Annotated in this window: 23 protein-coding genes; 19 read left to right on the top strand and 4 right to left on the bottom strand. The window is 51.6% G+C overall.

Going from position 1 to position 17,051, the window contains the following annotated elements:
* Positions 1-46: 46 nt before the first annotated feature.
* The 3 genes from NSU14_RS17985 to NSU14_RS17975 all read left to right on the top strand — a co-directional run bounded on the left by NSU14_RS17985 (position 47) and on the right by NSU14_RS17975 (position 1,835).
* Entirely contained in the window at positions 47-220 is a 174-nt protein-coding gene (locus NSU14_RS17985; protein ID WP_179093583.1) for a hypothetical protein, read from the top strand.
* Positions 221-472: 252 nt separating this feature from the next.
* A complete protein-coding gene (locus NSU14_RS17980) occupies positions 473-661 on the top strand; it encodes a hypothetical protein (RefSeq protein ID WP_039297241.1) in 189 nt (62 codons plus the stop codon).
* Between the two features lie 589 nt (positions 662-1,250).
* Entirely contained in the window at positions 1,251-1,835 is a 585-nt protein-coding gene (locus tag NSU14_RS17975) for a putative ABC transporter permease (protein ID WP_042136108.1), read from the top strand.
* A gap of 143 nt (positions 1,836-1,978) precedes the next feature.
* Here NSU14_RS17975 and NSU14_RS17970 read toward each other — a convergent pair whose 3' ends face one another.
* Both NSU14_RS17970 and NSU14_RS17965 read right to left on the bottom strand, forming a co-directional pair.
* Positions 1,979-2,374: a type II toxin-antitoxin system death-on-curing family toxin gene (locus NSU14_RS17970; RefSeq protein ID WP_076246639.1), complete on the bottom strand. Its 396-nt coding sequence runs from the start codon at positions 2,372-2,374 to the stop codon at positions 1,979-1,981.
* Positions 2,371-2,634, bottom strand: coding sequence for an AbrB/MazE/SpoVT family DNA-binding domain-containing protein (locus NSU14_RS17965; RefSeq protein ID WP_076246637.1), 264 nt, complete (start codon positions 2,632-2,634; stop codon positions 2,371-2,373). The genes NSU14_RS17970 and NSU14_RS17965 overlap by 4 nt, the downstream gene beginning before the upstream one ends.
* Positions 2,635-2,838: 204 nt before the next feature.
* Here NSU14_RS17965 and NSU14_RS17960 point away from each other — a divergent pair, with 204 nt between their 5' ends.
* The 4 genes from NSU14_RS17960 (at position 2,839) to NSU14_RS17945 (ending at position 5,205) form a co-directional block, all read left to right on the top strand.
* Positions 2,839-3,297 carry a hypothetical protein gene (locus NSU14_RS17960; RefSeq protein ID WP_340946568.1) on the top strand — a complete coding sequence of 153 codons (459 nt, stop codon included), beginning with the start codon at positions 2,839-2,841 and terminating at the stop codon, positions 3,295-3,297.
* Between the two features lie 53 nt (positions 3,298-3,350).
* A complete protein-coding gene (locus NSU14_RS17955; protein ID WP_076246633.1) occupies positions 3,351-3,827 on the top strand; it encodes an NUDIX domain-containing protein in 477 nt (158 codons plus the stop codon).
* A 75-nt stretch (positions 3,828-3,902) separates the two neighbouring features.
* Positions 3,903-4,292, top strand: a complete 390-nt coding sequence (locus tag NSU14_RS17950; protein ID WP_340946563.1) for a ribosomal maturation YjgA family protein — start codon at positions 3,903-3,905, stop codon at positions 4,290-4,292.
* Positions 4,293-4,413: 121 nt separating this feature from the next.
* The gene (locus NSU14_RS17945; protein ID WP_039297192.1) at positions 4,414-5,205 is read left to right on the top strand and encodes a lipid II flippase Amj family protein; all 792 of its coding nucleotides are present in this window, start codon (positions 4,414-4,416) and stop codon (positions 5,203-5,205) included.
* Positions 5,206-5,219: 14 nt separating this feature from the next.
* Here NSU14_RS17945 and NSU14_RS17940 read toward each other — a convergent pair whose 3' ends face one another.
* Entirely contained in the window at positions 5,220-6,008 is a 789-nt protein-coding gene (locus tag NSU14_RS17940) for a hypothetical protein (protein ID WP_042136114.1), read from the bottom strand.
* 301 nt (positions 6,009-6,309) lie between these two features.
* Here NSU14_RS17940 and NSU14_RS17935 point away from each other — a divergent pair, with 301 nt between their 5' ends.
* From NSU14_RS17935 to lepB, 11 genes are all read left to right on the top strand, one after another.
* Positions 6,310-7,311 (top strand): beta-ketoacyl-ACP synthase III, encoded by a 1,002-nt coding sequence (locus NSU14_RS17935; protein WP_340946561.1) that lies wholly within the window; start codon positions 6,310-6,312, stop codon positions 7,309-7,311.
* On the top strand, positions 7,301-8,512 hold the full coding sequence (locus NSU14_RS17930) for an ATP-grasp domain-containing protein (RefSeq protein ID WP_340946559.1): 1,212 nt from the start codon (positions 7,301-7,303) through the stop codon (positions 8,510-8,512). Before NSU14_RS17935 ends, NSU14_RS17930 begins: the two co-directional genes overlap by 11 nt.
* Complete coding sequence (locus NSU14_RS17925; RefSeq protein WP_340946557.1) at positions 8,509-9,501, top strand: NAD-dependent epimerase/dehydratase family protein; 993 nt, start codon at positions 8,509-8,511, stop codon at positions 9,499-9,501. The genes NSU14_RS17930 and NSU14_RS17925 overlap by 4 nt, the downstream gene beginning before the upstream one ends.
* The gene (locus NSU14_RS17920; protein WP_340946555.1) at positions 9,498-10,352 is read left to right on the top strand and encodes an MBL fold metallo-hydrolase; all 855 of its coding nucleotides are present in this window, start codon (positions 9,498-9,500) and stop codon (positions 10,350-10,352) included. The genes NSU14_RS17925 and NSU14_RS17920 overlap by 4 nt, the downstream gene beginning before the upstream one ends.
* Before the next feature lie 5 nt (positions 10,353-10,357).
* Positions 10,358-11,665 (top strand): F390 synthetase-related protein, encoded by a 1,308-nt coding sequence (locus NSU14_RS17915; RefSeq protein ID WP_445670096.1) that lies wholly within the window; start codon positions 10,358-10,360, stop codon positions 11,663-11,665.
* Positions 11,662-12,813, top strand: coding sequence for a GNAT family N-acetyltransferase (locus NSU14_RS17910; RefSeq protein WP_340946552.1), 1,152 nt, complete (start codon positions 11,662-11,664; stop codon positions 12,811-12,813). The genes NSU14_RS17915 and NSU14_RS17910 overlap by 4 nt, the downstream gene beginning before the upstream one ends.
* Positions 12,814-12,843: 30 nt before the next feature.
* Positions 12,844-13,431, top strand: a complete 588-nt coding sequence (gene pgsA, locus NSU14_RS17905) for a CDP-diacylglycerol--glycerol-3-phosphate 3-phosphatidyltransferase (RefSeq protein ID WP_076246621.1) — start codon at positions 12,844-12,846, stop codon at positions 13,429-13,431.
* Between the two features lie 26 nt (positions 13,432-13,457).
* Positions 13,458-14,330, top strand: coding sequence for an SDR family oxidoreductase (locus NSU14_RS17900; protein WP_042136129.1), 873 nt, complete (start codon positions 13,458-13,460; stop codon positions 14,328-14,330).
* Positions 14,331-14,473: 143 nt separating this feature from the next.
* Positions 14,474-15,058: a hypothetical protein gene (locus NSU14_RS17895; protein WP_042136131.1), complete on the top strand. Its 585-nt coding sequence runs from the start codon at positions 14,474-14,476 to the stop codon at positions 15,056-15,058.
* 43 nt (positions 15,059-15,101) lie between these two features.
* On the top strand, positions 15,102-15,503 hold the full coding sequence (locus NSU14_RS17890; RefSeq protein WP_179093582.1) for a DUF4265 domain-containing protein: 402 nt from the start codon (positions 15,102-15,104) through the stop codon (positions 15,501-15,503).
* Between the two features lie 25 nt (positions 15,504-15,528).
* A complete protein-coding gene (lepB, locus tag NSU14_RS17885) occupies positions 15,529-16,026 on the top strand; it encodes a signal peptidase I (RefSeq protein WP_042136135.1) in 498 nt (165 codons plus the stop codon).
* Positions 16,027-16,032: 6 nt separating this feature from the next.
* Here the strand turns inward: lepB and NSU14_RS17880 are convergent, their stop codons facing one another.
* Positions 16,033-16,338: a Dabb family protein gene (locus NSU14_RS17880; RefSeq protein WP_042136136.1), complete on the bottom strand. Its 306-nt coding sequence runs from the start codon at positions 16,336-16,338 to the stop codon at positions 16,033-16,035.
* A 136-nt stretch (positions 16,339-16,474) separates the two neighbouring features.
* On the opposite strand from NSU14_RS17880, the gene NSU14_RS17875 reads away from it, so the two are divergent.
* A complete protein-coding gene (locus tag NSU14_RS17875) occupies positions 16,475-16,927 on the top strand; it encodes a hypothetical protein (RefSeq protein WP_076246619.1) in 453 nt (150 codons plus the stop codon).
* The last annotated feature ends 124 nt before the right edge of the window (positions 16,928-17,051 follow it).

Below are 17,051 nucleotides of genomic sequence, written 5' to 3'. Positions count from 1 at the left end.
ACTAAGTAGTTCAAAACCTGCACAGCTTGCATAAGGAGGAGTTCAGATGCCAGATCATATCGAGAATGAAGCAGACATCCGCAACAAAGAGAATAAAGACGGTGATTCACTCGCGGAACGCAAAAAGATGGAAAATGGTGTGGACATTGAACCGGAAGCCGATGACTGGGTTGCCAAACCGGCAGAATCCGCTCATCCCGACCCGCTTCCGAAGAATTAGAGCGTCAAATACATTGCGCATGGATGCAGCAGACTGTTCCTAAGGGACAGTCTTTTTTCACATTGGTAGGACGCTCTCCTTACGAGGGTATCCGGTTTAAGTTTGTTTGCGCTTGTGTACATGGGCATATTGAGCTTGGTTTAGTAAATACTGTATACTATAGGGAAGTACAACCTCATCACGTCTTGATTCTCCAGATCATCGCAGGTTTACAGGTCTCAGGCAATTCAAATTGCAGGGAGGAAACCTAGTATGCGTAGTCGGAACGAGAACGGCCGGTATCGGCAAAAGCGCGGTGATGCCCTGACAGGCAACCTCGAGAAGAAGTACGGATCGAGCTTCGGTGTGCGAAGCGACATGAAGCTGGAAACACTGAGAAGCCAGCGTGAGGAAGGTCCGCCCTTAATGCAGATGCAGAGAGAACAGCAGCACAAGGAATGAACCAATACCACCAATACATGGCTGCAGTTCCTAACCGGAACCCTGCAGCTTTTTCTTTGTATAGGAAATTACGATATTCGTCTGTTGTGGATAAGCTTCTCTGGAAATTGGAGCAGGTCCGTCTGAAGGATGAATGAGTTCTTGTATCCGGAATTCCACAGAATCCCCGGCAGTCGGAGGCTTGGAAAATCAAAGGGATAAATCCCTCTGAATCCGCTGAAAGTGGGCGGTAGGAGGAAATTAAAGGGATAAATCCCTCTGATTCCGCTGAAAGCGGGCGGTGTGAGGAAATTAAAGGGATAAATCCCTCTGAATCCGCCAAAAGTGGGCAGCAGGCGGGAATGAGGGGCAAAAGTGCCCCTGATTTTACCGGAGGCTGCCCCAAACAAAGCATTCAGAATAGAGCAATGTGAGATGGCTTAAAATCTACATTAGCTGTAAGGCTGCATAGCTCGGGCTGATTCACCCGTTAGGGTGATTTTGTTCTTCTTGTGAGGACCGCCAGAAATTACCGTCATAACCTCCGTTTCCCGGAGGCATACTAGCTTCCATTAGTGAAATACTGGGGCTGGAGGCGGGAGCGAACACGATGACAACGGTACTCTTGCAAGATAGTTATAATGCACTGGCAGCTATAAGTCCGTATTTGTTCTATTTCACCGTATATTCTTTCCTCGGCTGGGTGCTTGAAGGCAGTTATAACCTCTACAGCGCAGGCACCTTCCGCAAAGAAGGCTTCTTGAAGGGTCCGTTCAAACCCATGTACGGCTGTGCGCCGCTGCTGCTGCTGACGGGACAGGGTATTGGGCTTCCGCTTCCTGTATTCCTGATGCTTGCTCTGATTGTTCCGTCGGCTGTTGAGTTTGTCAGCGGCTGGCTGCTCAAGGGTATTTTTCGTAAGCAGTGGTGGGATTATTCGGGAATGCCATATCAGCTGCAGGGACATATCTGCCTGAAATTCTCGCTGTACTGGTGGGGGTTGTCTATTGCCTGTATCTATGGTTTGCAGCCGCTGGTTCATTTCCTGTATCTGCATGTTGAGCAGGTATGGACACCGGTGATTCCGCTGGCTATGCTGCTATTCTCGGCAGATCTGCTGTGGACTTTCCGTACCCGTCGGCGCGGGCTGAGGGAGCTGGATCCTACGGAGCAGCTGGAGCTTGGTGAGGGATGAATGTCCCACAGCAGTAAAAAACTGAAGCTGGCGTATACGAGCAATAACATAGAGCAGCGATTCTCCTATAACAGGAGAATCGCTGCTTTCTGCATTTATGAGGCCGCCTTCAGTTAATTGAGCTGGTTGCGATTGCTTAAGCGTTAATTTACACAATGCCTTTGAATCATTAACACCAGGTCATCAAAACTATATTGATGGTTCACCATATCAACTGTAAAGTCTTCAGATAATTTCTGCTCCATCTTGAAGCTCAAGCCATTGTAGCGTAAAAAAATGACAAGAGCAGTAAACGCCGTGCGTTTATTCGCATTATGAAACGGATGGTTTTGACCAAGCGATTCGAACAGGGCGGCTGCTTTCTCAAAAATAGTAGGATAAGCATCGTCACCGAATGCGGATGATTGAGAACGAAAAACTGCAGATTCCAACAAGCCGGGATTCTTTACTCCTATCTGCTCTCCAGTACTATATCTCTGTATCATTGCAACATTAATAGCTATAACTTCCTGTATGGTCAAATAACGGATTTCTTTCATCTATCCTTTAGTCCTTTTAAAGTTTCATCATATTCATTTATAACATCCGATAGGCAATCCATGAAATCCTCACTAATTCCGGCAGGCAATGTGACTTTAGTTGATTTTCTGATAATAATCTCACCGCTGGAGGGGTGTACATCAATTTGAACAGTATCACCCAAATCCAGGCCGATTTGTTTTAAAGCTTCGGTCATGGTTATTCCCAGACTATTACCGAATTTAGTAACTTTCCGTTCCATTTCAATCACCCTATTCATTTCTATTCCTCCTTATCATACTATTCAACTGTTATAACAATTATACATTAGGCTTTCTACTTAAGAAATATTTATATCCAAAAATATAGGAAGTGGACTGCGTTACGGGTATGTTCGGATTACGTACAGACAAGGAATATCTTACAACAGTGTCAAATATAGAGGTATACGGGTTGCCCAATATACCCCGGAGCGGGAGGGAATATGAAGAGATTCAAGAAATACTATCCGGCTATTATCGTACTGGAAGCGCTGATTATAGTTTTACTCGCAGGGTTTTGGATACGGGAAATCAATAAGCCAGTCCCTCTGGCCAGGGATCAGCGTAACTTGATTACGCATTTTGATCAGCTGGATTTGGACAGAATTAGAGAAATGATACATAGATTTAAGGAAGGCAAAGGAGACAATCTTACCATGCTTGAGTGGGGCACCGACAGCGGACCGTATATTCATGATTTCTATGATGACGGCAGAGAGCTGCACTGGACGGTGGACAGCACCCGGGACTGGGCCGGATACAACGGGAAAATCGAATATGTCTGCCGGGAGATCCAGCTTACGGAGGTCGAAGAATTCTACAAGGTAGAATTGTCTGATTGTGAGAATCAGCCGGAAGACTTCAAGGTTAATCCGGTTTCTTTTCGCAAGGATGAGCTTTAGGCCGGAATGAAGGGTTATAATAAAATGCTAAATCAATCTTAGGAGGGAATTTCATGCCAATGTCAGAATATTACCGGGAGCTGCGCGGGAAGGCCGGCAATGGACTGCTGCTGATGCCGTCAGTAGCGGCGGTAGTGCGGGATGAACAAGGCAGAATTCTGCTGATCCGCAAGAAAGATGAGACGCTGTGGGGGCTGCCCGCAGGGGCGGTCGAGCCTGGAGAAACACCATCCAGAGCGCTCCGCAGAGAGGTGTTCGAAGAGACCGGCCTGATGGTCACCCCTGAACAGATCCTCGGAGTATTCGGCGGAGAGAAATTCAGGTATGAATATTCCAATGGTGATCAGGTGGAGTACACGGTGATTGTGTTTGAATGCGTCATCGTCAAAGGACATCTGAGAAGTGTGGACGGGGAGGCGGAAGAACTGGAATTCTTCAAGGAAGATGAACTGCCTGAGTTAGCCATCCCGTATCCCCCGAAGCTGTTTGTGAGCGATGCCTCTGATACACGGAAAGTTATTTTTGAGTAGAGCACTGCCATTTAAGCAAAATGAAGATATTGTTCCCATAGGATTCAGCAGTTTCAATACAAAGGAGTAATTCCATTGCATAATCCGGTAATAAGATCCAAACTGATCTACTGCGGCGCAGTAATGCTCGCTGTTATGCTGGGCCTTGGGACCAGAGCATACGCTGACCAGCTGCCGCGCTTTGTCAGCGGACATTTTGGGGATGCGATCTGGGCAGGGATGATATATCTTGCCTTCCGGGTGCTGTTGACCCGGTATCCGCTAAAGGTGTCGCTTATACTCAGCCTGTGCTTCAGCTTCGGGATTGAGTTCAGCCAGCTCTATCAGGCAGAATGGATTATACATGTACGCTCGACAACAGCAGGCGGACTGATTCTGGGCCAGGGCTTCCTCCGGATTGATCTGGTCCGGTATACGGCCGGAATTCTGTTCTGCTATGTAATTGACCAAATCTTACAAAATTGATTCTGGAATATACAGGAGGAAGAATATATATTAAGTGAGGCGATGCCGGTATGTAATAATTTGGAATGAGACTGCCGGTAATCCGCCGAACGCTGCCTGATTTGGAGATGAGTAACTGCAAATGACGAACAGTTTAATCGTGGTATGCCTGCTGACCTTGATCATTCACACTGCTGAGACGTTATCGTATTCGGTACGGTTTGCCGGAGTGAAGCTGAATAAGATTGCCATCGCCTTATCCCTGACCGGTATCATTGTGCTGGTCTCCAGAACGGCTAATATGGTACAGGCTCCTTTAACCGCCAAATTCGTAGACTATGGCAAAATAGATGACAGCTTTCCGCTGCTCAACTATCTGCGGATTATTATGCTGGCTTCTTCACTGGGCACATTAATAGCCATCGCCTTGTTTCCTACCTTCGTAGGGCTGTTCGGAAGAATCATCTCCAAGCTTGAGATTGAAGGCTCCATTCCGAAGCTCCTGACCAGCGTAACCGTCGGCCAGCTCAAGAATACGCGGAAATATATCCGCAGGCCGAAGGTAAGGCTGCGCAGCTTCCGTTATCTGGGTATTCCCAAACGGTTCATTGTAATGAATATATTCGTTACGGCCTTCTATACCGTTGGGGTGTTATCCTCCATGTATGCAGCCAAACTAATGCCTGACTTAAGCACAACTGCATCCCAGGCTTCGGGTCTGATAAACGGGTTAGCGACGATCCTGCTGACAGTGTTCATCGACCCGCAGCTCGGAATCATTACCCATAAGGCGACTGAAAATGTGGAATACCGTGATCAGCTGGGCAAAATCTATGTTCTGCTGATGGGCTCACGCTTTCTGGGATCACTGCTGGGTCAAGCACTGCTTGTTCCGGGAGCCTACATCATTTGCTGGCTGGTGAAGCTGCTCTGATTCTGCGGGACAAGTTACTTCGGCAGCTTCAATTCTGCGGAACGGAGTGCTGTACTGATCTGCTGTTCCCAGCTGTACATACGTCCGGTCATTGTCCGGATCTCACCCATTTTGCTGTAAGACAGCTTCATCGCAGCCGCGGCATTGGTGGCATCTCCCGCCTTGACGGCGGCTTTGTAGCGTTTGTCAGCTTCGCTTCTTTCGGCTTGCATGGCTGAGTACAACTTGTTCTGGGCGGTGATCTGTTTCTTGAGATTTGCAATGGGTGCAAGGGCATCCTTAGCAGGCTTATTTCTTGCAGCAGCAAGCGACTTGGCTTCTGCTAGTGCAGAGGTTGTGACCTTTACCTCAGCCCGCGCTGCAATTGCGGCCGGCTTAAGCTTATTGCGCTTGATCTCAAGGAGCGTGGCGCTCTTCAGGTTATTGGCCTTGCGCGCAGCTGCCGCCTGTTTACCAAGTGAAGTGTATTGCTCCAGCACTGGGGCATGCTTCTTCTGCATGGCTTCGGCTGCAGCACGCAGCTTGGCAAGCTGGGCGGCATCTGTGGATTGCAGCTTGGCATTAACCGCTGTGAGCGCCGTATTATTCTGCTTGCGCAGCTCCTGATTCCGCTGAATTTCCGACTTTAACACTACTTGCAGTTCCGTATAAGCCGAATAAAGATTGTGAATCTCTTCAAGTGCTGAATCCCAGTCTGAAGCAGCAGAAACCTGAGGGGCAACACCAGGCCAAAGTGTCAGCAGGATCAGCATAACCGTGATTCTCTTTACAAACTCGCTGGTAAAACGGTTCAATTTCAACATTCCATTCCGCTCCTGTCATCATTAATTTGCCAATACAACACCATAGGACACAAAGAAGCACCTCCAAGAAAGGCATGAACTGCCGATCCTGCGAGGTGCTTCTCCCGCTTAGCGTATGTTATTGTTTATTTACTATAACCCTGAAGGAATGGATAGTCAAGGCAAACGAAGAACATTAGTTCTTATTTGTGATATGCTTCTTTTTATATGACTTGGCCAGGAAATCTAGTAGAATATATCTATAGTTTACAATAATATATAAAGTTCGACATCTAGGTACTCATAGGATAGGGGATGCAGGATGCAACTTAGACATGTAAAAATAAAAGGTACAGGCAAATATCTGCCGGAACGCCAGATTAGTGACGCGGAGCTTGATCTTGTCCTTGGCACACCTGCGGGCTGGGTTAATAAAATTACCGGAGTAGGCGTCCGTCACTATGCCGGTGAAGGTGAAACTGCTTCTATGATGGGGGCAAAAGCTGCGGAAGCGGCATTGGCCGATGCAGGCTTAAGCTTCGAGGACATCGATTGTCTGGTCTGTACAAGCGGGACCAAGGAGCAGCCGCTTCCGAGTACGGCAGTATTCATTCAGCAGGCGATGGGACAGGCAGATTCCGGCGTTCCGGCTTTTGATATCGATGCGACCTGCCTGAGTTTTCTGGTAGGTCTTGATGTTATGTCATATATGGTTGAAGCGGGAAGATACAGGAATGTACTGCTGGTTGCTACAGAAATAGCATCGGCAGGGCTCAACTGGGAGGATAAGGAGAGCTCGGCACTGTTTGGTGACGGGGCGGCGGCAGTCGTTATTGGTCCTGCAGAAGCCGGTGATGCCTCAGGGATTCTTCATGCTTCACTCAAAACCTACAGCAGCGGCGCGCGTTATTCGGAAATCGCCGGGGGCGGCACAAGGCTTCATGCCCAGAAATACACTGCGGAGAATGCAGTGCCTTATTTATTCCATATGGACGGGCAGGCCATCTTCCGCAAGGCTTCGAAGCTGCTTCCGGATTTCATCAGTGAAATGCTTACAGCTACGGGTAATCAGATGAGTGACTTCCGTCTGGTCATTCCTCATCAGGGCAGTGCCATGGCTATGCGGCTGCTGCGCAAGAAGCTGGGAATTGCCGAGGACCGGTTCCTCGACAATACAGCAGGACATGGCAATACCATTGCGGCATCCATACCGATGGGACTGCATGAAGCGATAGGGCAGGGCCGGATTACACGCGGAGACCGGATTATGCTGATTGGTACAGCGGCAGGGTTGTCTTTGGGAGGCATGATTATTGATTATTGATCAGAATATTCTGATTACCGGCGGACGCGCCCCGGTAGCCCTGGAGCTGGCCAGGCTGTTCAAGGCAGCAGGCCACCGGGTCTTCGTTGCGGAAAGCGCAGAGTATCATCTGTGCCGGGTGTCCTCCGCTGTCGAGGCCAGCTTCCTTGTGCCTTCTCCCCGGCATCAGCCACAGGCTTATATTCAGCGGCTCGCCGGATTAACGGAGGAACTGAATATTAACTGTCTGATTCCCACCTGCGAAGAGATATTCTATATCGCTGCTGGACTTGAGCATATAACCGGCTGCCGGGTGCTTGCTCCCTGCCGTGAGATCCTGGCGCGGCTGCATCACAAGGGGGAGTTCATTGACTGGGTCCGCTCTCTTGGATTTGCCGTCCCGGAGACTACTCTAATCATCAGCGCTGCCGAGTGGCACCGGACCCAAGAGATTGCTGCGGCGGACGGTAAACAGCAGGTCTATAAACCGGCCTTTTCCCGGTTTGCCTCTAAAGTGATCCTGCCTGGTAGCGGTGATGCCGCAGGGTCCCGGAGCCAGAAGCAGCGACAAATCCCCCCTCCGTCCGGTATTTCCGCTGCTGCACCCTGGGTGGCACAGCAGTATATCAAGGGCAAGGCAGTCTGTACTTACAGTATCGTGCATGAAGGCTCGGTAGTAGCGCATGCAGCGTATGACAGCAGGTACCGGACGGGCCGGAGCGGTGCGAGTGTATATTTCGAGCATCTTGACCACCCAGCGGCACAGGAATGGGTGCAGCGGTTTGCCGGAGTTATTGGCTTCAGCGGCCAGATCGGGTTTGATTTTATAGAGTCGGAGGATGGAATTCTGTATCCGATTGAATGCAATCCGCGTGCGACCAGCGGGATTCATCTGTTCACCCCGGAGGAGGGGCTAACGGAGGCTCTGCTGAACCCCGGTATGCTTGTGCAGACGGGAGAGGTATTGATTCCGCGCTCAGGCCGAAGAGCTATGCTGACTCTGCCCATGCTCGGCTGCGGACTGAAGCCGGGGCGCGGAGGCTGGAGCAATTGGCGACGGGCATTGCGCGGGGCAAAAGATGTAATCTGCCGGAAGGATGACCAGCGTCCTTTCCGCGAGCAGTTCCGTGTGGTCTATGCCGCGCAGAAGACTGCCTGGCGGTACCGGATATCAATTACAGAAGCGCTGACAGAAGATATAGAATGGAATGGTGAAGGATGACAAAAGCACTGGTGACAGGGGCGACCGGCTTTCTGGGGCAGCATACCGTACGCAGACTGGTTAAGCTGGGCTGGGAGGTCTACGGGCAGGGTCGGAATCCTGAGCTTGGGAGACGGCTTGAGAAGGAAGGAGCGGTATTCCTTCCAGGGGACCTGCGGAATGCTGAAACGGCAGACCGTGCCTGTCAGGGGATGGATTTCGTATTCCACTGTGCGGCGTTGTCTTCGCCTTGGGGGAAATACCGGGACTTCTATGCATGCAATGTGGAAGCGACAGGCCATATTGCCGAAGGATGCAAGCGGCAGGGTGTAGGGCGGCTGATTCATATCTCTACACCAAGCGTGTATTCCAGCCAGCGTCACCGCTTCGGAATCCGGGAGAGTGACCCGCTGCCCGGGAAGCCGGCCAATGCTTATGCCGCGACGAAGCTTATGGCCGAGCAGGTAGTGGAGCAGGCAGCAGGGCACGGGCTTACAGCATTTATGCTCCGGCCGAGAGCGATCTTCGGCCCGATGGACAATGCCCTCTTCCCGCGGCTGCTTGCGGCTAATGAGACCAAGGGTGTTCCGCTGATGAACGACGGAACGGCAAGAATTGATCTTACCTGTGTGGAGAACGTAATCGATGCCATGCTGCTCTGCTGTGAAGCCCCGCACTCTGCCTCCGGGCGGGCCTATAACATTACCAACGGTGAGCCGGTCATGTTCAGGGACCTGGTGGCCAGCTTGTTCTCCCTGCTTGATATTCCTCTGCATACCAGGCGGCTGCCGTATGCTGCCGCTTATGCCGCAGCAGGGATGATGGAGGGTGTCCACAGGCTGCTGCCTTTCCTGGGAGAACCGCTGCTCACCCGTTATTCGGCAGCCGCGCTGGGAATCTCCCAGACGCTGGATATTTCGGAGGCCCGGAAGCAGCTTGGCTATCACCCGCGCGTGACCTTAGACGAAGGTCTTCGTAACTTCGCAGAATGGTGGAGGGAACAGCAATGATTACAGAGATACCGGTTGGATTATCTATATTGTCTGCGGGATATTGCCTGCATCCTGAATTGCTGACACTGCGGGGAGGTTCGCTTAAGCCCGCCCGTTTTCCGGCAGGCTATGCCTTGATCCGGCATCCGCAGCATGGCCCAATCCTGTTCGATACGGGCTATAGTGCCCGGTTCTTTCAGGAAACAGCGCGTATGCCGGCTTCGCTCTACCGCCGGATCACACCAGTAGTGTATACAGATGAAGAGAGCGCTGCGCGGCGGCTCCAGGAAGGCGGGTTTGCTCCGGAGGATGTTCGTTATGTTGTGCTGTCTCATTTCCATGCCGATCATATCGGCGGGGTGCAGGATTTCCCGCAGGCGAAGTTTATCTATTTGCGTAAATCCTACGATGCCGTAAGCAGACTGGGTCCGGTCCGGGCAACGAAGGCAGGATTTCTGCCGGGACTGCTGCCGGAGGACTTCAACGTCCGTTCGTTGCCCGTAGATGAGTATTCGGCTATGCGCCAGCTGCCGGAAGGGCTTCCGTTCACGGAGGCGTATGATCTGCTTGGAGACGGAAGCCTGCTGGCGGTGGAGATGTCAGGCCATGCCGCCGGCATGATTGGCTTGTTCGTCTCCACCGGGGAACATGATTATCTGCTCTGCGCGGATACGGTCTGGTCCAGCCGGGCGTTCCGGGAGAACCGCAAACCGCATCCGGCAGCCGGCCTGATCATGTCCAGCCGCGCGGAGTACAAACAGAATTTTGAACGGCTGCGCCAGATCCATGAGCGGTTTCCGGACATCCGGATCGTACCGAGCCATTGCCGCGAGGCGCTTGCGCTCTGGGGAACGGGAAGTGTGAAATGAAGCGGATGAGGCTAGTCATTACACATTATATTCTCACTAAATGGGGCCGGCGCTGGAAGAACCGCGCAGAGCTGGAGCAATGGCAGGAGCTGCGCATCCGGCGCCATGTGGACAAGGTAAGGGAGAGCTCACGGTTCTACAGGGAGCTGTGGGGAGGCATTCCGGCGGCTGAATGGCGGAAGTTTCCTGTGATCGAGAAGTCACTGATGATGGGGAATTTCGATGACCTGAATACAGCGGGTATCACGAAGGAACAGGCGTTTGCCGAAGCCTATGAAGCGGAGAACAGCAGGGATTTCAAGCCTACCCTTCAAGGCGTCACTGTTGGTTTGTCCTCAGGAACCTCGGGCAGCCGGGGAATCTTTCTAGTCGGAGAAGACGAACAGGCAGCCTGGACCGGTACCGTGCTGGCTAAGCTTTTGCCTGGAGGACTGTGGAGACGTGCGCGGATTGCTTTTTTCCTGCGGGCGAACAGCAATTTGTACGAATCCGTGGAGCAGGGCCGGCTGCAGTTCCAGTACTTCGATCTGCTGGAGCCGCTTCCGCAGCTCCTCGCACGGATGGAGCAATACCGGCCGGATATCTGGATCGCACCGCCTTCCATGCTGAGACTGCTGGCCGAAGCACGGCAGTCAGGCAGCCTGAATCTGCAGCCGCGCAGAATCATCGCTGTCGCGGAAGTGCTGGACCCGCTGGACCGGGAGCATATTGAGCGTACTTTCGGACAGAAGGTGCATCAGGCTTATCAATGCACCGAGGGCTTTCTTGGCGCTACCTGCAGTCATGGGACACTGCATCTCAATGAGGACATCGTACATATTGAAAAGGAAGTACTTGATGAGGCATCCCGGCGGTTCATACCGGTCGTGACCGATTTCTCCAGATCCGTCCAGCCTATAGTCCGCTACCGGCTGAATGATATTCTGACCGAAGCGGCTGAGCCTTGTCCCTGCGGTTCACTGTTTACAGCGATCGAGCGGATTGAAGGCCGTTGTGATGATATCCTGTATCTGCCGCATGTTTCAGACGGCCAAATGGTCACGGTGTTTCCGGATTTCATCACCCGGGCAGTACTGGCAGCCTCTGCAGATATTGAGCATTACCGCGTTATCCAGCATAGCTTGCTTGAGCTGGAGATCTCGTACCGCACACGGCCGGGCAGCACGGAAGATACGGAGCCGCTGATTGCCGGCGAGCTGTCACGTCTGTTCGCTCGGCTGTCCTGTATTCCTCCGCAGCTGAAATTCAGAGCGTACAGCTTCACTCCCGGCAGGCAGAAGCTGCGCCGGGTGGAGAGGGGCTGGAAGCTGTGAACAGCAGAGTAATTCAATATGACCGCCATTCGGTGGATCAGCTGGAATGGCCGGATACAGAATATGGGCGGTATGCCCGCGAGTATATTACTCCGCTGCTGGAACGGGATACGGAATATTATATCTCCAACGTCCATACCATCGTTAAGGTGCTGACAGTGGACGGGATCCCGGTTCCGGTTACGGTCAACGATGGCAATTATGATAATTCATATGTGTGTTCCCCCTATACGCATTATGTCAGTTATGCGCGCGAGGAGCTTGCTCTGCTGAACAACCGGATGCTTGAAGGCGCATTATCCATCATGCTGGGGGGAATGGGCTGGCTGCTGAGACAAGGACGGTTCAACCGGGTGATTCAGGTTAATAACTGGCTGCTGTCCACCAATCTGTATCCTGCGCTCAGCGCCAGTCAGCTGACGGAATTGCTGGAGTATCTCCGTCACGCCTATCCCGGCTATACGATTATGTACCGCTCGCTCAGTATAGAAACTTCAGGAGACCTCATCGGCAGTCTGCGCGGGTACGGCTGCAAGCTGGTGCCAAGCCGGCAGATTTACCTGCTGCAGCAGAACAGCACCGGCTCCAAAGCCAGATGGCTCGTTAAACGCGACCATAGTCTGCTGGCCAAACACGGGTACACCGAAGTATCCCCGGCTGAAATTAAACCAGAGGATATTAACCGGATTGTGGAGCTGTATAGGCTGCTGTACATTGACAAGTATTCGGCGTATAACCCGCAGTTTACAGAAGCTTTCATTGCCTTGGCACTGGAGCGGGGGACGCTGCAGATCTACGGGCTGCGGCATGAACAGGAAGGAAGGCTGGATGCGGTACTTGGCTTCTATGAGCGGGATGGCGCAATGACAGCGCCGCTCTTCGGCTATGACACAGCTCTGCCCCAGTCTGTCGGACTCTACCGTATGCTGTCTGCCGTTCTGATCGGGCTTGCCGGAAGCCGCGGTCTACTGCTGCATGAGAGCTCTGGTGTAGGCCAGTTCAAACGCAATCGGGGAGCGGTGGGGGCCATAGAATATTCTGCCGTGTACGACCAGGACACTTCCTGGCTGAACCGCTGCGGCTGGTCATTTCTGGAGCAGCTGCTCCGGCGGATCGGCATGCCGCTGATTCAGAAGCTGAAGCTGTAGTCTGGATCAACAAATCGTAGGAGGCAAAAAATGAATCTCGCTAACCGTATCACCTTATTCCGGATATTACTGATTCCCGTGTTCATTGCACTTTTTCCCATTTATCCTGATGCGTTAATCAGCAAATCGGTGATCCTGCAGCATCTTGAAATACATGGGGTTTTCTATGCGGCATTGGTCTTTATTGTGGCTTCTGCCACAGACAAGCTGGATGGATATATCGCGAGAAAATATAATCAGATCACAAATTTCGGGAAATTGCTTGATCCTCTGGCAGACAAACTGCTCATTGCCGCTGCGTTAATCCTGATGGTAAGCCTGCATTTGATCGCTTCTTGGATTGCTTTTATAATCTTGGCCAGGGAAATTGTAATGATGGGCATCCGGATCGCTGCTTCAGCGCAAAGACTGGCTCTATCAGCTGACAGATATGGCAAGTGGAAAATGGTGCTGCAGGTTGCGGCCATCTCGGCAATCCTGTTGAATGATGCTCCGTTCAGCCTGTTCACTTCGTTTCCGGTCGGCCAGACACTGATGTATGGCGCTTTGGGCATGACTGTATACTCGGGATATAACTATATTAAGAACAACTATCTGGCATTGCAGCTAGGCCGCTAATAATCACCTAACTAAAGGAGTTGCTTATGGAACCTATTTCCAATTTGCCCCATGGTCATGATCCAATCGCACTCATTACCGGCACTTCCAGCGGTTTCGGGCTGCTGACTGCACTTACACTGGCGCGCAGAGGCTATAAGGTAATCGCAACCATGCGGGATCTCAGCCGCAAAGATGAGCTTGTTCAGCAGGCTGAACAGGCAGGTGTTCTGGAGCGTATTCATCTGATGACGCTGGATGTGACGGATGAATCTTCCGTTGCTTCAGCAATCCACGCGGTTACTGAGCTGTTCGGAAGAATGGATGTGCTGGTGAACAATGCCGGATATGCTGTAGGCGGCTATGTGGAGGAAGTAAGCATGGAGGCGTGGCGGCGGCAGATGGAGACGAACTTCTTCGGCCTGATAGCAGTAACCAAGGCGGTACTTCCCATCATGCGCATGCAGCGCGCGGGGCTGATTATCAACGTAAGCAGTGTCAGCGGGCTGACCGGTTTTCCCGGATATGCACCGTATGCCGCCTCCAAGTTTGCAGTGGAAGGCTTCAGCGAGAGCCTGCGGCAGGAGATGCTTTCTTTTGGCGTCCGCGTAGTACTGGTGGAACCCGGCTCATTCCGCACGCCGATCTGGGGAAAAGGCATTGCCGGAATCCATAGCAGCGAAGGCTCTCCTTACCAGGCCAGGCTGGAGGAGGTGCTGCGCTACTCCCGGCGGACCGCTGAGACAGCGCCGGATCCGCAGGAGGTTGCTGAGCTGATCGGGCGGATTACAGAGAAGCGTGCACCCAAACTGCGCTATCCTGTCGGCAAAGGCTCACGGGTCCTCATGCTGGGCAAAATGCTGCTTCCCTGGAAGGTACTGGAGGGCATCATTGCAAGGTCATTGCGCGCGATGAAATGAATGACAACCTGAAATAGCTGGGAGCCGCAGCCCAAGGATGAGGATTGCGTTCTGCCGGAATTTCCCTTACAGTTTAGCTATGGCGCTGACGCCGGGAATTGTCTGGAAGATCACATTTTGAACTTGAACAGAGGAGAATGGTCATGCATGAGCTGAATGGAGCTAATCAATGGCATATCAGCATTGGCGGAGATTACGGGTTGAACTTCGCATCATATGTAGGCTGTTCAGTCGGGGCATTGCGCGGACCTGGAGGGCAGCATGTGTGGCCTGCTTCCGGCTCTGACCCGGGTCTTCCGGACTCCGATTCGCTGAAGTTGGCTTATGAACAGTGGTGGCTGGAGCTGGTGCGTTATAAAACGGATTGCATCCTGGCGGGGAGACATCCGCTGCTGCATCAGCCTCCGGGGTTTGAGACTGTGGCCGATCCGGCACTGCGGCAGACCTGTGCCGGACTGTGGCCGGCTTTTATAGAATGGTGGGAGATGGAGGTGGGGGGGCAGACTGCTATGCGCTTCTGGGAGGCTGCACCGGACATCTACAATTATATTAACGAGTTTGAGGTGCAGACAGGCAGAAACATCAGTACCTTCACACTGAGGATTGATCTGGTCTATGGTATTACGGAACCCGTGAAGCCGGTCCATGGTTATCTTCTGCTGCCGCCCGGTTATAAGTATCTGGTGAACAAGCAGTGGTGGATAACGCTTTTGGAGGAGTATTGTTAGCTGTATTTCTTATCTTTGCAGAAGCAGAACTGGGGTGTATGCATTGCCGGGAACAGTAGGATTACATATTTGCTTTGATGAGCGTGGCCGTGAGATTGAGGTTCTGGATGTGACTCCAGTTGCCCCGGACAAATACCGGATTGAAGAAACGCCGATTTTTAACCCGGGGATTGCTCTTGGAGACATTATCAGAGTGAGAGAACAAGAGGGCATTGCCTATTATGTAGAAACGGTGCAGAAATCCGGGTTCGTCAGGTATGCCTGGCTGCTTAGCAAAGAAGCGGCTGCTTCGCAGGAGATCCGCAGCTTCACTGAACGGGTTACGGAGCACGAGGGGAGATGGGAGCAGATCTTCGGCGGTTTGCTTGTGATTCATCTGCCTAAACATTCTGCTGTGGATGCAGAGCTGGAAATGTCACGGATTATCGGACGTTTTGAAGCCTAATTATACTAATTCGAGGTGGCATATTATGAAGAAATTCTTGAGACAATGGGTGCCCAGTATTGCAATCGGCATTATTCTATCCTTATTTATCCGGACTTACGTGGCCGAAGCGATGAGAGTACCGACCGGCTCCATGATTCCGACCATTGAGATTAACGACCGCCTGGTTGTGGACAAAATGCTCTGGAACTCCTCGCTGAAGCATGGCGACATTGTTGTGTTCTATCCCCCGGTAGCCGGAGATGAGCATAAAAGATATGTGAAACGGCTGATTGGGCTGCCGGGAGATGAAATTGAGATTAAGGACGGTACCCTGTACCGTAATAATGAGGCGGTTGACGAGCCGTATCTCCAGGAAGCGATGACCTACACCTTCGGACCAGTCACCGTTCCTGCAGACCACTATTTCTTCCTTGGCGATAACCGGAATGTCAGCTATGACGCGCATTTATGGAGTACTCCGTTTGTAGCCAAAGACAAACTGATTGGTAAAGTGCTGTTTGATGTGAATAATCTTTTCTGATATAAGCTACGGGCGAACCGGGTAATCTACCACGACGACATTCTCCAGAATCCCCTCCAGCCTTGCCACAAAAGCACGGTGCGCCGGATGCGGCCCGTATTGACGCAGGGCTTCCTGATCTGTAAAGGTCACGCGAAGCCCCAGCGTATAGCCGTGGATATTCTCTGTTTCCTCCGTCATGTTCACTCCTGCCGTAATCTCCACAATTCCCGGAATCTGATCCTTCAGCCCCAGCAAGGCTGCAATCAGGCCTTCTTCACTGCCCGGTTCGAAATGCTCATTGAATTGGAAAGCTACCAGATGCTCGTACATAATTGATCCTCCTAAAAGTTTTGTAAGCATAAGCTCCCTGTGATCACTTCGTCAAAACTGACTACGGAAGCATAAGCATCGTTTTGTAAGCATAACGGAATTATACTATAAATTTGTTCAATGGAAGGAGAACACAATGCCTGAATACTCCGCCGGCAGCAGAATCAAGGCCCCCATGTCCCTTCGGACATTGATAGGCATCCTTCTCCCGGGGCTGCTCGTGGCTCTGACTCCCATAACCAACGCAGATAGGCATCCGTATATCTACTATATCCGGGTGTTCTGGTTGAGTGCCAGCCTCCTGGCTTTTCTGTTCATTCTATTCAACGCTTTGCGGAAGGCCAGTAGTCTCCAATGGGAGACAGATGCACTTATAGTTCGCAACCGGAGTTACTCCGGCAAGGAGATTAAGGCAATATACATAGATGGTCCGTTAGTAGGAATATTGCCCGAAGGTAAAAGGATTGTCCCGGTTAATCTGTGCTTCAGGTTCATCGAAGACCGGGAGGAGGACATGAAAAGACTGATGAACTGGACGGAAGCCAACGGAATCAAGCTGAAATATAAGAGATTTGTGAAGTGGATGTGAATATTTAATGGAAAGGCGGCTTAAGACAGGGATTCATTTGAACTATATTAAGGGCAGATTGTGACTTTCACCGGATTGTTACTTTGGGGTCTATTGACTATGATCAAGTGGAGCATAACGGAAT

Origin of the sequence: Paenibacillus sp. FSL R10-2771 (assembly GCF_038000205.1) — a bacterium.
Classification (GTDB): domain Bacteria; phylum Bacillota; class Bacilli; order Paenibacillales; family Paenibacillaceae; genus Paenibacillus_AQ; species Paenibacillus_AQ phytohabitans.
The sequence above is the reverse complement of the archived record's forward strand: the minus strand, read 5'-3'. Positions and strand labels throughout refer to the sequence as shown.

Coding starts and splice junctions, on each gene's coding strand:
- NSU14_RS17985 (WP_179093583.1), top strand. CDS start 47: ATGCCAGATCATATCGAGAATGAAGCAGACATCCGCAACAAAGAGAAT.
- NSU14_RS17980 (WP_039297241.1), top strand. CDS start 473: ATGCGTAGTCGGAACGAGAACGGCCGGTATCGGCAAAAGCGCGGTGAT.
- NSU14_RS17975 (WP_042136108.1), top strand. CDS start 1,251: ATGACAACGGTACTCTTGCAAGATAGTTATAATGCACTGGCAGCTATA.
- NSU14_RS17970 (WP_076246639.1), bottom strand. CDS start 2,374: ATGAAAGAAATCCGTTATTTGACCATACAGGAAGTTATAGCTATTAAT.
- NSU14_RS17965 (WP_076246637.1), bottom strand. CDS start 2,634: ATGAATAGGGTGATTGAAATGGAACGGAAAGTTACTAAATTCGGTAAT.
- NSU14_RS17960 (WP_340946568.1), top strand. CDS start 2,839: ATGAAGAGATTCAAGAAATACTATCCGGCTATTATCGTACTGGAAGCG.
- NSU14_RS17955 (WP_076246633.1), top strand. CDS start 3,351: ATGCCAATGTCAGAATATTACCGGGAGCTGCGCGGGAAGGCCGGCAAT.
- NSU14_RS17945 (WP_039297192.1), top strand. CDS start 4,414: ATGACGAACAGTTTAATCGTGGTATGCCTGCTGACCTTGATCATTCAC.
- NSU14_RS17940 (WP_042136114.1), bottom strand. CDS start 6,008: ATGTTGAAATTGAACCGTTTTACCAGCGAGTTTGTAAAGAGAATCACG.
- NSU14_RS17935 (WP_340946561.1), top strand. CDS start 6,310: ATGCAACTTAGACATGTAAAAATAAAAGGTACAGGCAAATATCTGCCG.
- NSU14_RS17925 (WP_340946557.1), top strand. CDS start 8,509: ATGACAAAAGCACTGGTGACAGGGGCGACCGGCTTTCTGGGGCAGCAT.
- NSU14_RS17920 (WP_340946555.1), top strand. CDS start 9,498: ATGATTACAGAGATACCGGTTGGATTATCTATATTGTCTGCGGGATAT.
- NSU14_RS17915 (WP_445670096.1), top strand. CDS start 10,358: ATGAGGCTAGTCATTACACATTATATTCTCACTAAATGGGGCCGGCGC.
- pgsA (WP_076246621.1), top strand. CDS start 12,844: ATGAATCTCGCTAACCGTATCACCTTATTCCGGATATTACTGATTCCC.
- NSU14_RS17900 (WP_042136129.1), top strand. CDS start 13,458: ATGGAACCTATTTCCAATTTGCCCCATGGTCATGATCCAATCGCACTC.
- NSU14_RS17895 (WP_042136131.1), top strand. CDS start 14,474: ATGCATGAGCTGAATGGAGCTAATCAATGGCATATCAGCATTGGCGGA.
- lepB (WP_042136135.1), top strand. CDS start 15,529: ATGAAGAAATTCTTGAGACAATGGGTGCCCAGTATTGCAATCGGCATT.
- NSU14_RS17880 (WP_042136136.1), bottom strand. CDS start 16,338: ATGTACGAGCATCTGGTAGCTTTCCAATTCAATGAGCATTTCGAACCG.
- NSU14_RS17875 (WP_076246619.1), top strand. CDS start 16,475: ATGCCTGAATACTCCGCCGGCAGCAGAATCAAGGCCCCCATGTCCCTT.